The sequence below is a fragment of the Bittarella massiliensis (ex Durand et al. 2017) genome, assembly GCF_001486165.1.
Lineage (GTDB): Bacteria > Bacillota > Clostridia > Oscillospirales > Ruminococcaceae > Bittarella > Bittarella massiliensis.
The window spans coordinates 651,590-665,037 of record NZ_LN908977.1 but is presented as its reverse complement, the minus strand read 5'-3'; the positions used below and the strand labels follow the sequence as shown (position 1 = coordinate 665,037).

Here is a 13,448-nt window from a genome sequence, read left to right as displayed (position 1 = left end):
TTTTGTGAAAAAGAACGGCGTTTCCCTGTCTGTCATCCGGCGGCTCCCCCGCTACTATCGCTTCCTGGGGGACTTGCTGCAAAACGGGGTGGGGCGCATCTCCTCCAAGGAGCTGTCCCAGAAGATGAACCTCACCGCGTCGCAGATCCGCCAGGACCTCAACTGTTTTGGGGGCTTCGGCCAGCAGGGCTACGGCTACAACATCGAACAGCTCCACCGGGAAATCGGGCGGATCATCGGCGTGGACACCATGCACGACACCATCCTCATCGGCGCGGGCAACCTGGGCAGCGCCATCGCCGCCCACATGAACTTTGAGAAGCGGGGCTTTCGCCTGGTGGGGATCTTCGACTCCGACCCCCAGAAATCGGGCGAGATCATCGCCGGCCTGCCGGTGCGCTCCACCGGCGAGCTGGAGACCTTCTGCCGGGAAAACCACCCCACCATCGCCATCCTCTGTATCCCCAAGACGGCGGCCCCCAAGGTGGCCCCCCAACTGGTGGACCTGGGCATCACCGGGTTTTGGAACTTCAGCCACTACGACCTGCGGGTCGACCACAGTGATGTGGTGGTGGAAAACGTCCATCTGGGGGACAGCCTGCTGACCCTCTGCTACCAGGTGACCCACAACAGGCCGGAGGAGGACGAGGGGGAAAAGTAAGCCCCTTCCCTCCCCCGCCGGCAGGGCGCAAAAAAACAGGTGCGAACGGATCCGCACCTGTTTTTTCTTTGCCGTCAGTCGATGGCGGTGTCCAGCGCCAGCAAGATCATGTCCTTGAGGTTTTTCTCCTTGTCCTCTGCCGAGACGCCCTTGGCCCCCGGCTTGAAGGAGGTCTCGACGATGGACATGACGGTGAGGGCCTTGGCCCCATAGCGGGCGGCCACGGTGTAAAGGCCCGCCCCCTCCATCTCCGAGGCGATGACCCCGTAGTCGGCCCAGACCTTCTTGTACTCCTCCTTGTTGTCGATGTAGAGGTGGTCGTTGCAGATGGTGTTGCCCACATAGACCGGCAGTCCCCTCTCCCTGGCGATGTGGTAGCACTTGTCCAGCAGCTCAAAGTCGGCGCAGGGGGCGTAGTGGCCGGGGAAGATGTGGTCGTTGATGGCGGAGGTGGTGCTGGTCGCCTGGGAGAGGACCAGATCCAGGGCCTTCAGTTTTTCGGAATAGGCGCCGGCGGTCCCCAGGCGGATCATCTTTTTGCAGCCGTAATCCCGGGCCAGCTCGGTCGCGTAGATGAGGATGGAGGGGATCCCCATGCCGGTCCCCATGACCGACACCCGCTGCCCCTTGTAGGTGCCGGTGTAGCCGTACATCCCCCGGATCTCGTTGAAGCAGACGGCATCCTTCAAATAGGTCTCGGCAATGTGCTTGGCCCGCATCGGGTCCCCGGGAAGGAGGATGTTGGGGGCGATCTCCCCCGCCTTTGCGGCAATGTGCATGCTCATGTCAACAGACAACCCCTTTCGGCTGCGCCTCACGGCGCTTTTTTCCATGATACCCTTCTTTTTTGCCGGTGGCAATCTGCCTTGCCGCGATTTGGCGTTCCCGTGCATTTTCACTGGAAAATTTGTGTATATTCCCCCCTCCCTCTGCAGGGGCGGCCGAAAATGGCCCACCCTCTCAATTTCCCTTGTATCCAAGAGGCAAAAGTGCTAAAATATAGCCAATATACAAAAAAATATTATTCGCTTTTTCAAACAGCCAGGAGGTGCCGTCATGCTGGAAAAGGTCAACCTAAAAAAGATCATGATGAAGGAGGAGTACAAGGCCATTGCGGGACAGCTCAAGCCCCGCCTCTCCGCCCTGCAACAGCAGATGAAGGAGGCCAAGGTGCCGGTCATCATCCTCTTTGAGGGGTGGAGCGCCGCCGGCAAGGGCAGCAAGATTTCCGACGTCATCCTCAACCTGGACCCCCGCGGCTTCAAGGTCTACTCCACCGTCGACCCAGACGAGACCGAGGCCCGCCACCCCTTCCTCTGGCGGTTTTGGCAGAAACTCCCCATCGCCGGAGAGTTCTCCATCTTCGACCGCAGCTGGTACCAGGAGGTGTCCACCGCCCGGCTGGAAAATGCCCTCCCCAAAAAAGAGCTGGCCCGCCGCATCGAGGAGATCAACCACTTCGAGCGCACCCTCACCGACAACGGCTACCTGATCATCAAGTTTTTCCTGCACATCAGCCAGAAGGAGCAGAAAAAGCGGCTCTCCGCCCTGGAGGAGAGCAAGGCGACCCGCTGGCGTGTCACCAAGACCGATTGGAAGAGAAACCGCCGCTACGACGACCTCTACCAGATCTACGACGAGATGTTGGAGCAGACCGACACCCCCTGCGCCCCCTGGCGGGTGATTGCCAGCGAGGACCGCAACGTGGCCATGGCGGACATCTACCAGACCCTGGTCAAGGAGATCAGCCGGGCCATCGCCCAGCGGCCGGAGCGGGACGCGCAGGCCACCGCCTACCAGGGCGGCATCCCCGCCAGCCGCTTTCCATTGGTGGAGACGCCAAAACTCTGCGACATCGACCTCAACCGCACCCTGGAGCCCACCATCTACAAGGAAGAGCTGAAGAAGTGCCAAGCCAAGCTGAAAAAGCTGCACGGGCTCCTCTACAAGGAGCAGATCCCGGTCATCGTCGCCTACGAGGGGTGGGACGCGGCCGGCAAGGGGGGCAACATCAAGCGGGTGGCCGCCGCCCTCGACCCCCGCGGGTACGAGGTGGTCCCCATCGCCGCCCCCTCCAAAGAGGAGTTGGGCCGCCACTTCCTCTGGCGGTTCTGGACCCGGCTGCCCAAGCGGGGGCACATCACCATCTTTGACCGCACCTGGTACGGGCGGGTGATGGTGGAGCGGGTCGAGGGCTTCTGCACCCCCGCCGACTGGGCCCGGGCCTACGACGAGATCAACGAGTTTGAAAAGGAGCTCACCGACTGGGGCGCCGTCATCGTCAAGTTCTGGCTGCAAATCGATAAGGACGAGCAGCTGCGCCGGTTCGAGGACCGGCAGAACACCCCCGAAAAGCGCTGGAAGATCACCGACGAGGACTGGCGCAACCGGGAGAAGTGGGACCAGCACGAGGCGGCGGTCAACGACATGCTGCAGTTCACCTCCACCGATTTCGCCCCCTGGACGGTGGTGGAGTCAAACGACAAGAAGTTCGCCCGCATCAAGGCCCTGCAGACCCTCATCGCCGCCATCGAAAACCGGCTGAAATAGCGCAAAAAGAGCGCGCCGCCCCCGGCAGAACAGCCGGTGCGGCGCGCTCTTTTTTTCTCTTACCGCTCCCCCAGGGGGCGGCGGCCCATCTCCTCCGCCTGCGACAGGTAGGGGGTGCCTGCCAGGTCCTCAGGGGTGGACATCCCCCGGGCGAGCAACATGCCGCAATCCTCCCAGTGCAGGTAGCTGAGCACCGCCTGGTAGTGCAGCACCAGCGCCTCCATCACCCCGGGCTCGTCGTCCCCGCTGGCAGCCAGCAGCAGCGCCTTTTTGGGGCTCTGCCGCAAGGCGGCGTTGACGGCGTAAAACCGGTCGATGACCGCCTTCAACTGGGCGCTCATCCCAAAGTAGTAGAGGGGGGTCACCAGGACGACCAGGTCGGCCTCCAGAAGGGCGGGCAGGATCTCCTCCATCCCGTCCCCGTGGACACAGCGGCCCCCGTTTTTGCGGCAGTGGTCACAGCCCAGACAGGGGGCGATCTTCATAAAAGCGGTGTCAAAGCGGGTCAGCTGGTGGCCCGCCTCGGCAGCGCCCCGGTCAAAGGCGGACGCCAGGGCGGCGGTGGTCCCCTTCTTGTGGGGACTGCCGGTCAAAAGCAAGATCTTCACAGACAATACACCTCCTGTATCCTATCTTACTCCCGCCGGGGGGGCCTTGGCAAGTTCGCCATATCTCCCCGTCGATTTTTGGCGGCCTCCCCTCCCCCCAGGGCCCGCCGTTGGTGCTATAATGGAGACAATTGAAAGAGAGAAGGAGGAACACCACCATGGACAAATCCGCACTCTGTTCCCATATCGACGGGATGGCCCAGCGGCTGGCCGCCTGGAGCGACGCCGTCTGGGACTGCCCCGAGACCGCCTTTCAGGAGCGCCGGTCCGCCGAGGTCCTCTGCCAGGCGCTGGAAGAGGAGGGGTTCGCCGTCGAGCGAGGGGTCGCCGGCATCGAGACCGCCTTTCTCGGCCGCTGGGGCGAGGGGAAGCCGGTCATCGGCTTTCTGGGGGAATTCGACGCCCTCTCCGGCCTCAGCCAGCAGCCCGACACCTTTGCAAAGACCCCCCTGTGCGAAGGCGCGCCCGGGCACGGCTGCGGCCACAACCTGCTGGGGGTCGGCTCCCTGGCCGCAGCCTCGGCCGTCAAGGCCTACCTGGCCGAAAGCCACCTCCCCGGCACTGTCGTCTACTACGGCTGCCCGGGGGAGGAGGGCGGTTCCGGCAAGGCCTTCATGGCCCGGGACGGGGTCTTTGACGAGTTGGATTGCGCCCTGACCTGGCACCCCGGCGACACCAACGCCGCCAACAGCGCAAGCTCCCTGGCAAACTACCAGATCTGCTACCGCTACTACGGGGTCAGCGCCCACGCCGCCGCCTGCCCCCACCTGGGCCGCAGCGCCCTGGACGCGGTGGAGCTGATGAACATCGGGGTGCAGTTCCTGCGCGAGCACATCATCCCCGAGGCCCGCATCCACTACGCCATCACCAACACCGGCGGCTACTCCCCCAACGTGGTGCAGCCCTACTCCGAGGTGCTCTACCTCATCCGCGCCCCCAAGACCGGGCAGGTGCAGGAGATCTACGAGCGGGTGGGCGACATCGCCAAGGGGGCGGCCCTGATGACCGGCACCCGGCTGGAGACCCAGTTCATCAAGGCCTGTTCCAACCTAGTCCCCAACACCCTGCTCACCGAAAAGCTGGACGACAACCTGCGGGAGATCCCCCTCCCCTCCTACACCGAGGAGGAGCGCGCCTATGCCGCCGCCGTGCAGAAGAGTTTTGAGAGCAAGTCCGACACCCTGATGGCCATGGCCCAGGCGGCGGGCGCCAAGGGGATCGCCTTTGCCAAGGAGCACGGCGGCCGCCCCATCAACGACTTTGTGGTCCCCAACTTCCACGTCGAGGCGGCCATGCCCGGCTCCACCGACGTGGGGGACGTGAGCTGGGTCTGCCCCACCGCCCAAATTTCGGCAGTCACCATGGCCGCGGGCACGCCGGGTCACTCCTGGCAGTTGGTCGCCCAGGGCAAGAGCTCGATCGCCCACAAGGGGACCCTCTACGCCGGCAAGGTGCTGGCCGGAACGGCCGTCGACCTCATACACCACCCCGAGTGGATCGAGGCGGCCAAGGAGGAGCTGCGCGACCGGCTGGACGGCGGGCACTACATCCCCCCCATCCCCGCCGGGGTCAAACCCTCTGTCATCGACCCCAGCGCCAAGCGCTAAAACCGAGATTCGCAACAAAAGAGCCCGGGCCATCTGGCCCGGGTCCTTTTTTCTTTGGGGGGCAGGGCTCACTCCGCCAGCATCAGCCGGCGCAGCTCCTCGGCCGAGCGGCCCCGGCTCTGGGGGTCGATGCGCAGGGTCCGGCGCAGCCGCAGCGGGCTCCCCCCCACCAGGATGGCGGTGTCGCAGAGGGCAGCCGCCTCGCCGGGGTCGTGGGTGACCAGCAGGGTCAATCGGCCGCCGCTGAGGGCCTGCAGGGTCTTTTCACACTGGCGCTTGCAGGCCATGTCCACCCCCTTGAAGGGTTCGTCCAGCAGGAGGATGTCGCTTTCGGAGAGAAGGGCCCGCGCCAGGGCGACCCGGCGGGCCATCCCCCCGCTGAGGGAGCCGGGCAGGCTGTCCAGTTCTCCCGGCATGCAGAGGCGGCGAAGAAGGGCCTCCACCTCCTCCCGGCCCACCGGGCGGCGGGCGGCCAGGGCGATGTTTTGGTAGACGGTGTACCAGGGCAGCAGCCGGTTTTCCTGAAAGACGGCGCTGATGCGGTCAGAAAAGAGGGCGATCTCCCCCGCATCGGGCTGCAAAAACCCCTGTATCAGGTTGAGGAGGGTGGTCTTGCCACAGCCCGAGGGGCCGATAACGCCGTAGATGCCCTTGTTCTGCAAATCCAGTGAGAAGTCCCGCAGGACCTCCTTCTCCCCCAGCCGCAGGGAGACCTTTTGAAAGGATACCAACATCTATCTGCCCTCCCTCTTCCGCCAGTGCGCCCCCAACCGCTCCACCAGCCAGGAAAACAGCCGTTCCATCCCCACGCTCAGGAGGATGACCACCGCCGTCCAGGCAAAGAGCTTGGGGGTCTCCAGGTAGATTTTGGCGTCGTAGAGCTGCCGGCCGATGGTGCCGCTGACCATCCCCAACACCTCCGCCGCCACCCCCGCCTTCCAGGCCATCCCCAGGCCGGTCTTGCAGGCGGCCAGAAAATAGGGCATGGCGGAGGGCAGGTAGATGTGCCGCCAGAGGCCCACCCGGCCAAAGCCAAAGGTCCGCCCCATCTCCAGCAGCTTGCCGTCGGTCTCCACCAGCCCCTGGTAGACGTTGCCCGCCACCAGGGGAAGGACCATCAGAAAGGAGATGAAGAGGGAGAGGTGGCTGCTCTTGAGCCACACCAGCGCCAGGATGATGAAGGAGGCCACCGGCGTGGCCTTGACGACCCCCAGGGGGACGGCGAAAAAGGCCCGCAGAAAGGTCGATTTCAGCGAGAGGCAGGCCACCAGACAGCCGGCGGCCACCGCCGAGAAAAAGCCCCCCAGGATGCTCGCCAGCGAGCGCAGCACCGTCTGGTAAAAGGCGGGGTCCCTCGCCAGGGAGAGCAGTTCCCGCAGCGTCTCCCCGGGGGAGGCCACCAGCAGCGGCTTGTTCACGGCGCGGGCGGCCAAAAACCAGAGCAAGGCCCACGCCAGTACGGCGCCGACCTTGCTCGCGATGGCCCTTCTCTTTTGGTGCGGGCTAGTTGCCCGCTTTCTCGTAGTAGAGCGCGTCATCGGGAAGTTTTCCCCCTATGGATTTGGCGTCGGCTTTCAAGAGGATGTCGAAGAAACTCTTGACCGACTCCTTCATGGCGGCGCCGTCCAGGTAGACGATATTGCAGTTGGGGATGGCCTTCTGGGCGACGTCGGCTTTCATGATGTCGTACTTTTCGGTCAGAGCGGCGGTCTCCGCCAGGTTGGTGGCGGTGTACTCGGTCGAGGCCTTGTACTCCTCCAGGAACTTCTCGACCGCCGCGGGGTTTTTCTCCAAAAATTCGGTGCGGACGATGATGCCGCCCATGGGCAGCTCCTTGTCGCCGGTGGTCTTCTTCCACTGCTCGGTGATGTCCAGGGCCACCCGCACGTCGGCGTTTTTCGAGGTGACGGTGGTGACAAAGGGCTCGGGCAGCAGGGCGATGTCGGCCTCGCCGGAGGCGATGAGGGCGGCCAGTTCGGAGTGGTCGGCCTTGTACTCGACCTTCACGTCCTCACCGACGGTCATCCCCGCCTGCTCCAGCAGGTAGTTGAGGACGTACTCGGTGGTGGAGCCCTGGCCGGAGGCGTAGATGGTCTTGCCCTTCAAGTCGGCCACGGAGTGGATGCTGTCGCCCTTCTCCAGCAGGTAGAGGACCCCCAGGGTGTTGACCGCCAGCAGCTTGACCCCGCCGTTTGTCTTCTGGTAGAGGGTGGCCGCCAGGTTGGTGGGGACGGCGGCGATGTCCACCTCGCCCGAGGAGATCTTGCCGACGATCTCGGTGGGGGCGCTGGCCAGACTAAAAGTGTACTTGTTCGCCGCCTCTCCGGCGGCGCTTTGCTCCATCAGCCGCACCATGCCAATGCCGGTGGGCCCTTTCAGCCCGGCCACATTGATGTCCACCGACTGGTAGGTCTCGTTCGGCTCGCTGGTGCCGGCCTCTCCCTTTTCTTTTCCGCAGCCGGCGAACATGCTCAGGGTGAGCAGGGACGCCAGCGCGAGTGCCAACAGTTTCTTCATACTCGCACCTCTTCACACAAATATTTTTCTTTGCCCGGGGGCAAATGCTCTATTTTGCCGGTCGCCCCGCCCGGGGCGGGGGCCGGTAAAAATCACCGTTCGCCGCGGCGCTCACAGCACCTCTTCGGCGTGGAGGACGGTCACCGTCTTCCCCTCCTTGCGGATGAGGCCGCGGGCCTGCAGCGCCTCAAAGGCGCGGTAGAGGGAGGCGCGCCCCACCCCCAGCAGCCTTCCCAGCTCGCTGGAGTTGATTTTCTGCGGGCACCCCGCAGCCGCCTGCTGCTTAAAATAGGCATAGACCTTCCCCTCTACGCTCTGGCAGGAGTAGAGGGCGACTTTCTGGTTGAGAAAGACGATGCGGTCGGAGAGAAAGGCCAGGTAGTTTTGCAGCGTCTGGGGGCAGCGGGAGAAGAGGGCGGTCAGGTCCGCCCGGCTGAAGGTGTAGAGCAGGCTCTCTTTCTGGGCGCGCACGGTGGAGACGTACTCCTCCGCCCCGCTCCAGAGCCCCGCCACCCCAAAGCAGCGGCCGGGCCCCAACACCGTCAGCAGGACGTGGTCGTTGCGGGCCTCCAACCGGCCCTGCAGCACCACCCCCAGCATGGGGGTGAACCGCTGGGGCGAGAGGACGACCTCCCCCCGCTCGCACCGCCTGATGGAGCCGCAGCCCGCGAGGGCGGCCATCGCCTCCCCCTCCGGCACGCCGGCAAAGAGAAAGCAGCCCGGCAGGACCGCGCGGATGCTCTCCTCCATTGGCTCCCCTCCTGCTCTCTGCGAATTGTCTCATTTGAAACAGTTTTGATTGTACCCTTCTGGATGAAAAAAGTCAAGCTGCAAATGGCGGGCATTGTTGAATTTTGGCGCAAAAAGACCTATACTGGGGAGGAAATACCGGAGGGCGGCCGCGCGGGCAAAAACCGCCCTCCCCTTTTTGGGAGGAGCACTATGAAACACGGCAGGATTTGGGCGGCGGTCTTGGCCTGCGCCCTTTTGTTCACCGGCTGCGCCGGGGGCGGCGACACCAGCGCCAACGCCCCCTCCACCCCGATGGAGGAGGCCTTTGCCGGCCGGGACATGACCCTCTCGGTGCGGCTGATGGCGGTGGGGGACAACCTGATCCACGACGTCATCTACCAGCAGGCGGCCGCCCGGGGCAGCGGCGGCTACCACGACTTCGGGCCGGTCTACCGGCAGATCGCCCCCATCGTGGCCAAGGCGGACATCGCCGTCATCAACCAGGAGGTGCCGGTGGCCAGCGACCTCTACCCCCTCTCCAGCTACCCGGCCTTCAACTCCCCCAAAGAGCTGGCTGGGCAGGTGGAGGGGCTGGGCTTCAACGTGGTCAGCTACGCCAACAACCACATGTACGACAAGGGCAGCGCCGGGCTGGCCGAGTCGAAAAGGGTCTTTGACGCCCTGCCCTCGGTGACGGTGGCGGGCATCTACGAGCGGGGGTCCTACGACGACATCCCCATCCGGGAGGAAAACGGCATCCGCTTCGCCTTTTTGAGCTATATGGAGATGACCAACGTGGGCTCCAGCGGCGACACCTGCGGCATCTACCTCAAGGACGAGGAGACCATCCGCCGCCAGATGGAGCTGGCCCGCCAGCAGGCGGACTTCATCGTGGTCAACGTCCACTGGGGGGCCGAGGGGTCGGACACCCCCAACGCCTACCAGAAAGAGGAGGCTCAGAAGCTGGCCGACTGGGGGGCCGACCTGATCCTGGGCCACCACCCCCACGTCCTGCAGCCCATCGCCGAGCTGACGGCCGCCGACGGGCGGCAGGTGCCGGTGATCTACTCCCTGGGCAACTTCGTCTCGGCGCAGAAGGGCAACTACAACATGGCCGGCGGCTTTTTGGACTGTACCGTGGTCCTGGACATGAAGACCGGCGAGACCCGGGTGGAGGGGCTCTCCTTCATCCCCACGGTGACCCAGTTCGGTAGCCGCTTTTCCAACCTGCACATCGTCCCCTTCGCCGACTGGAGCGAGAGCCAGGCCGCCGCCCACGGGCTGGCCGGGAACGGCTTTAGCTATCAATTCGTCAAGCGACAGCTGGAAAACACCTTCGGCAATTACTTGAAGACGGGCGCCTGAGCGCCGGGGAGGCTGCCATGGGGATCATCGACTATCTGGACTACATCGGCGTTGTGGCCTTTGCCGTCTCCGGCGCCGTCACCGCCATCAAAAAGCGGATGGACTACTTCGGCATCCTGGTGCTGGCCATGGTCACGGCCATCGGCGGCGGGGTCATCCGGGACATCATCATCAAAGACGGGCTGCCCACCTTCTTTCTGCGCTACGAGTACACCCTGCTCATCTGCGCCACCACCGCCCTGGTCATCCTCACCAAAGGGCAGTTGAAGTGGGCCTTTGCCCTGGACCTCTTCGACGCCTTGGGGTTGGCCACCTTCACCGTCGAGGCCGGGCTGACCGCCCTGAACATGGGGCTCAACTTCATCACCTTCAGCTTTGTCTCCCTCATCACCGCCGTGGGGGGCGGGGTGATCCGCGACGTCTTTTCCCGGGAGATCCCCCGCATCCTCCGCCAGGACGTCTACGCGGTGGCCTCCATCGCCGGCAGCACCTTCTTCTGGTTTTTGCGGCAGTGGATCCCCCTGGAGGTGGCCGCCTACATAAGCATCGGCTTCATCTTTGTGCTGCGGTTGATTTCCATCCGCTTTCAGATGCGCATCCCCACCGTGCAGCGGGAGCGCAGAACATCGGTATCGAGGTGATTTTCCATGATCGGTTGGCTGCGGCGGACAGAGGCCACCGGCGAGCTGGTTTTGCTGGCTGTTCTCTGGGGGTACGGTTATGTGGCCGGCGCCCAGGCGCTGGAGGGCGGCCTCACCCCCTTTTTGGTGGTGTTCGCCCGCTTCCTCATCGCCTCGGTGGCCATGGCGCTGCTGGCCTGGCGGCAGCTGCTGCAGATCACCGCCCTCCAACTGCGGCTGGGGGTGATCTCGGGGCTGCTCCTCTTTGTCGGCTTTGTGCTGCAGACCTTCGGCATGGCCCACACCACCCCCTCCAACAACGCCTTTCTCACCAGCACCAATGTGGCGTTCGTCCCCTTTTTCGTCTGGCTGGCAGAGCGCCATCCCCCCAAAAAGCAGGCGCTGCTGGGGGCGGCCGCCTGTATGGTGGGGGTCTGGGTCCTCACCGGGGGCGGCGCCCTTCACCTGGGGGCGGGGGACCTCTTCTCCCTGGCGGGCGCGGTGGTCTTTGCCGTGCAGATCGCCTATATCGGCCACATCTCCACCCGCATTGAAGTAAAGGTCTTTAACTTTATACAGATGCTCACCGTCACCCTGGTGTCGGGGCTCTCCTTCCTCCTCTTCGAGGCGGGTTCCCTCCCCCCCATCCAGCCCAAACTGGCGCTGGTGGGGGTCCTCTACCTGGGGGTGTTCAGCACCTGCGTCTGCTACCTGTTGCAGCTGCACGCCCAGCAGCGGGCAAGCGCCTCCAAGGCGGCCCTCATCATGTCCACCGAGGCGCTCTTCGGCACCATTTTTTCGGTGCTGTGGGGGTATGACCGGTTCAGCTGGAACTTGGTAGGGGGCGGGCTGATCATCCTCCTCTCGGTGCTGGTGGTGGAGCTGGATTTTAAGGCCCTCTTCCGGCGAAAAGACAGGGTAAAAAAGGGGTAAGCCGCCCGCTTTTCCTTGACTTTTGGGCCGATCCGTTTTACAATGAAAACGCAAATGAAGCGAATTGGGAGGTGAAAACAAGATGGACGCTGGCGGTAGTCGAAGTTGCACAGTTAAGCGATGCGGCGCGCGTTTTTCTGCTCTCAAGCGGTATCTGTTTTCACCCCTGCAAAACAGATAGCCTTTCTTTTGCTGTGGAAAATTGCCCTCTCTTAAAAGTGCATACCGAAACGAAAGCCATGGACATACTCAATCCAGTGGCTTTTTTTGCTGCCCTGGCGGCAAAAAGCCCCGGCGCAAAAGCCGGACTGGCGCCGTCGCAAACCGCCTTTGGCGCGGCGCCGTCTCCCCCGTTTTTCCCACTCGATCGAAAAGGAGGGTATGCAAGTGAAAGACTTTTACAAGACCTTAGAAGACCTGGGCCGCATGGTGGAGGAGAGACAGTTCTCCCAGGCCCGCACCTTGCTGCTGGACGAAAACCCGGTGGACATCGCCGAACTGTTTGAGGAGATGCCCGAGAACACCCTGGTGCTCCTCTTCCGGCTGATGCCCAAAGAGACCGCTTCAGAGGTGTTCTCCCACCTGGATTCCGATGTGCAGCAGCGCATCGTCGAGGGCGTCACCGACAAAGAGCTCGCCACCATCCTGGACGAGTTGTTTTTTGATGACACCGTCGATTTCATCGAGGAGATGCCCGCCAACCTCGTCAAGCGGGTCCTCAAAAACACCGATCCCGCCACCCGCCGCCTCATCAACCAGGTCCTCAAATACCCCGAGGACTCGGCTGGCAGCCTGATGACCCTGGAGTTTATGGAGCTGAAAAAGGACGAGACGGTGGCCCAGGCCATCGTGGACATCCGCCGCAACAGCCTGGAAAAAGAGACCATCGAGACCTGCTTTGTCACCAGCGCCACCCGGGTGCTCGAGGGGACCGTCACCCTGCAAAACATCCTCACCTCCCGCGACGACACCACCATCCAGGAGATCGTGGACAAGGACATCTTCTCGGTGGGCACCACCGAAGACCAGTCGGTGGTGGCCGACCTCTTCAAAAAGTACGAACTGCTCTCCATGCCGGTGGTGGACTCGGAAAACCGCCTGGTGGGGGTCATCACCATCGACGACGTGCTGGACGTCATCGAGGAGGAGAACTCCGAGGACATCTACATCATGGGCGCCGTCACCCCGTCGGAGGACAGCTATCTCAAATCCAGCGTCTTTGAGCTGGCCAAACACCGCATCCTCTGGCTGCTGGTGCTGATGATCTCCGCCTCCATCACCGGCTTCATCATCCGCCGCTTTGACGAGGTCCTCTCCTCCATGGTGCTGCTGGCCGCCTACATCCCCATGCTGATGGACACCGGCGGCAACGCCGGCTCCCAGTCGGCCACCATGATCATCCGCGGCCTCGCCCTGGGGGAGATCAAGACCCGGGACGCCTTCAAGATCATCCGCAAGGAGTTCGCCATCAGCCTGCTGGTGGGTTCGGTGCTGGCGGTGGTCAACCTGGGCAAGCTGCTGCTGTTAGACCGGGTCTCCCTGATGGTGGCCGTCACCATCTGCATCAGCCTCTTTTGCACGGTGATCGTCGCCAAGATCTGCGGCGGCCTGCTGCCCATCCTGGCCGAAAAGTGCAAGGTCGACCCCGCCATCATGGCAAGCCCCCTCATCACCACCATTGTGGACGCCGTCTCCCTGACCATCTACTTTGTTCTGGCCACCGCTATCCTCCACATCGGCGGGTAGATTTTCCCAATCAAATCCAAAACTGCTTCAAAAAAGGCCATCTCCTTCAAGAGATGGTCTTTTTTCTGTCAAACTTCTTACATTTTCTGCGAAGATTGGACTTTTGCGA

General features: G+C 63.3%; 13 protein-coding genes. 7 read left to right on the top strand and 6 right to left on the bottom strand.

What is annotated here, in order from left to right:
* Nucleotides 1-4 precede the first annotated feature (4 nt).
* Complete coding sequence (locus BN3266_RS10080) at nt 5-661, top strand: redox-sensing transcriptional repressor Rex (protein ID WP_021659909.1); 657 nt, start codon at nt 5-7, stop codon at nt 659-661.
* A 74-nt stretch (nt 662-735) separates the two neighbouring features.
* Here BN3266_RS10080 and deoD read toward each other — a convergent pair whose 3' ends face one another.
* The gene (gene deoD, locus BN3266_RS10075) at nt 736-1,446 is read right to left on the bottom strand and encodes a purine-nucleoside phosphorylase (RefSeq protein WP_059005050.1); all 711 of its coding nucleotides are present in this window, start codon (nt 1,444-1,446) and stop codon (nt 736-738) included.
* 271 nt (nt 1,447-1,717) lie between these two features.
* On the opposite strand from deoD, the gene pap reads away from it, so the two are divergent.
* Complete coding sequence (gene pap, locus BN3266_RS10070) at nt 1,718-3,211, top strand: polyphosphate:AMP phosphotransferase (RefSeq protein ID WP_059005049.1); 1,494 nt, start codon at nt 1,718-1,720, stop codon at nt 3,209-3,211.
* A gap of 59 nt (nt 3,212-3,270) precedes the next feature.
* Here pap and BN3266_RS10065 read toward each other — a convergent pair whose 3' ends face one another.
* Nucleotides 3,271-3,819, bottom strand: coding sequence for a flavodoxin family protein (locus BN3266_RS10065; RefSeq protein ID WP_059005048.1), 549 nt, complete (start codon nt 3,817-3,819; stop codon nt 3,271-3,273).
* 158 nt (nt 3,820-3,977) lie between these two features.
* On the opposite strand from BN3266_RS10065, the gene BN3266_RS10060 reads away from it, so the two are divergent.
* The gene (locus BN3266_RS10060; protein WP_059005047.1) at nt 3,978-5,426 is read left to right on the top strand and encodes a M20 family metallopeptidase; all 1,449 of its coding nucleotides are present in this window, start codon (nt 3,978-3,980) and stop codon (nt 5,424-5,426) included.
* Nucleotides 5,427-5,494: 68 nt separating this feature from the next.
* Here BN3266_RS10060 and BN3266_RS10055 read toward each other — a convergent pair whose 3' ends face one another.
* From BN3266_RS10055 to BN3266_RS10040, 4 genes are all read right to left on the bottom strand, one after another.
* A complete protein-coding gene (locus tag BN3266_RS10055; protein ID WP_021659916.1) occupies nt 5,495-6,160 on the bottom strand; it encodes an ATP-binding cassette domain-containing protein in 666 nt (221 codons plus the stop codon).
* A complete protein-coding gene (locus BN3266_RS10050; protein ID WP_195891618.1) occupies nt 6,161-6,844 on the bottom strand; it encodes an ABC transporter permease in 684 nt (227 codons plus the stop codon).
* Nucleotides 6,845-6,929: 85 nt separating this feature from the next.
* Nucleotides 6,930-7,943 carry an ABC transporter substrate-binding protein gene (locus BN3266_RS10045; RefSeq protein WP_059005045.1) on the bottom strand — a complete coding sequence of 338 codons (1,014 nt, stop codon included), beginning with the start codon at nt 7,941-7,943 and terminating at the stop codon, nt 6,930-6,932.
* Between the two features lie 111 nt (nt 7,944-8,054).
* Complete coding sequence (locus tag BN3266_RS10040) at nt 8,055-8,693, bottom strand: Crp/Fnr family transcriptional regulator (protein ID WP_059005044.1); 639 nt, start codon at nt 8,691-8,693, stop codon at nt 8,055-8,057.
* A gap of 192 nt (nt 8,694-8,885) precedes the next feature.
* On the opposite strand from BN3266_RS10040, the gene BN3266_RS10035 reads away from it, so the two are divergent.
* From BN3266_RS10035 to mgtE, 4 genes are all read left to right on the top strand, one after another.
* On the top strand, nt 8,886-10,040 hold the full coding sequence (locus BN3266_RS10035; RefSeq protein WP_044992824.1) for a CapA family protein: 1,155 nt from the start codon (nt 8,886-8,888) through the stop codon (nt 10,038-10,040).
* A 17-nt stretch (nt 10,041-10,057) separates the two neighbouring features.
* Nucleotides 10,058-10,681 carry a trimeric intracellular cation channel family protein gene (locus BN3266_RS10030; protein WP_059005043.1) on the top strand — a complete coding sequence of 208 codons (624 nt, stop codon included), beginning with the start codon at nt 10,058-10,060 and terminating at the stop codon, nt 10,679-10,681.
* 6 nt (nt 10,682-10,687) lie between these two features.
* A complete protein-coding gene (locus BN3266_RS10025; RefSeq protein WP_059005042.1) occupies nt 10,688-11,593 on the top strand; it encodes a DMT family transporter in 906 nt (301 codons plus the stop codon).
* Nucleotides 11,594-12,019: 426 nt separating this feature from the next.
* Entirely contained in the window at nt 12,020-13,339 is a 1,320-nt protein-coding gene (mgtE, locus tag BN3266_RS10020; protein ID WP_242861791.1) for a magnesium transporter, read from the top strand.
* Nucleotides 13,340-13,448: the final 109 nt, after the last annotated feature.

Coding starts and splice junctions, on each gene's coding strand:
- deoD (WP_059005050.1), bottom strand. CDS start 1,446: ATGAGCATGCACATTGCCGCAAAGGCGGGGGAGATCGCCCCCAACATC.
- BN3266_RS10055 (WP_021659916.1), bottom strand. CDS start 6,160: ATGTTGGTATCCTTTCAAAAGGTCTCCCTGCGGCTGGGGGAGAAGGAG.
- BN3266_RS10025 (WP_059005042.1), top strand. CDS start 10,688: ATGATCGGTTGGCTGCGGCGGACAGAGGCCACCGGCGAGCTGGTTTTG.
- pap (WP_059005049.1), top strand. CDS start 1,718: ATGCTGGAAAAGGTCAACCTAAAAAAGATCATGATGAAGGAGGAGTAC.
- mgtE (WP_242861791.1), top strand. CDS start 12,020: ATGGTGGAGGAGAGACAGTTCTCCCAGGCCCGCACCTTGCTGCTGGAC.
- BN3266_RS10060 (WP_059005047.1), top strand. CDS start 3,978: ATGGACAAATCCGCACTCTGTTCCCATATCGACGGGATGGCCCAGCGG.
- BN3266_RS10040 (WP_059005044.1), bottom strand. CDS start 8,693: ATGGAGGAGAGCATCCGCGCGGTCCTGCCGGGCTGCTTTCTCTTTGCC.
- BN3266_RS10030 (WP_059005043.1), top strand. CDS start 10,058: ATGGGGATCATCGACTATCTGGACTACATCGGCGTTGTGGCCTTTGCC.
- BN3266_RS10045 (WP_059005045.1), bottom strand. CDS start 7,943: ATGAAGAAACTGTTGGCACTCGCGCTGGCGTCCCTGCTCACCCTGAGC.
- BN3266_RS10035 (WP_044992824.1), top strand. CDS start 8,886: ATGAAACACGGCAGGATTTGGGCGGCGGTCTTGGCCTGCGCCCTTTTG.